The sequence below is a fragment of the Streptomyces sp. NPDC037389 genome, assembly GCF_040636475.1.
Taxonomy (GTDB): domain Bacteria; phylum Actinomycetota; class Actinomycetes; order Streptomycetales; family Streptomycetaceae; genus Streptomyces; species Streptomyces hesseae.
The window spans coordinates 1-1,205 of sequence record NZ_JBEZUS010000071.1; the positions used below are offsets into that span (position 1 = coordinate 1).

Below are 1,205 nucleotides of genomic sequence, written 5' to 3' on the forward strand. Positions count from 1 at the left end.
GGCGGACAAGAACGGCTGTGTCCGCGAGGTCATGGTCATAGCCGCCGCGCTGTCCATCCAGGACCCGCGGGAGCGTCCGGCGGACAAGCAGGCCCAGGCGGACCAGCAGCACGCCCGCTTCAAGGACGAGACCAGCGACTTCCTCGCCTTCCTCAACCTCTGGCGCTATGTGCGCGAGCAGCAGAAGGAGCGCGGCTCGTCGTCCTTCCGCCGGATGTGCAAGCAGGAGTACCTCAACTTCCTGCGCATCCGCGAGTGGCAGGACATCTACACGCAGCTGCGCACGGTCGCCAAGCAGATGGGCATCCACGTCAACGACGCCGAGGACGCCGCCCCCGACGACCGCGTGCACGTGTCGCTGCTGGCCGGGCTGCTCTCCCACGTCGGCATGAAGGACGTGAAGGAGGCCGGGGGCGACGGCGGGAGGAGCACGGGGAAGAACGAGTACGTGGGCGCCCGGAACGCGAGGTTCGCGATCTTCCCGGGCTCGGCGCTGTTCAAGAAGCCCCCGCGCTTCGTGATGTCGGCCGAACTGGTGGAGACCTCCCGCCTCTGGGCCCGCGTCAACGCGAAGATCGAGCCGGAGTGGGTGGAACCGCTCGCCGGGCACCTCCTCAAGCGCACCTACAGCGAACCGCACTGGGAGAAGGACCAGGCGGCCGTGATGGCGTACGAGAAGGTCACGCTCTACGGCGTGCCCATCGTGGCGCAGCGCAAGGTGAACTACGGGCGGATCGACCCCGAGGTCAGCCGCGAGCTGTTCATCCGCAACGCCCTGGTGGAGGGCGACTGGCGCACGCACCACAAGTTCTTCGCCGACAACCGCAGGCTGCTGACCGAGGTCGAGGAGCTGGAGCACCGGGCACGGCGCCGGGACATCCTGGTCGACGACGAGACGCTGTACGACTTCTACGACCAGCGGGTGCCCGAACACGTCGTCTCCGGCGCGCACTTCGACTCCTGGTGGAAGCACAAGCGGCGCGAGCAGCCCGACTTCCTCGACTTCGAGCGCGAGATGCTCATCAACGAGAAGGCGGGGGCGGTCACCAAGGACGACTACCCGGACTCGTGGCGGCAGGGGCCGCTGAAGTTCCGGGTGACGTACCAGTTCGAGCCGGGCGCGGACGCCGACGGAGTGACCGTGCACGTGCCGCTCCAGGTGCTCAACCAGGTGACGGACGAGGGCTTCGACTGGCAGATCCCGG

1 protein-coding gene is annotated in these 1,205 nt (G+C 67.9%); it reads left to right on the top strand.

The window, feature by feature from the left end:
- Positions 1-1,205 (top strand): DUF3418 domain-containing protein (locus AB0E98_RS33830; protein ID WP_361710334.1); only part of this gene is annotated, 1,205 nt, incomplete at both ends.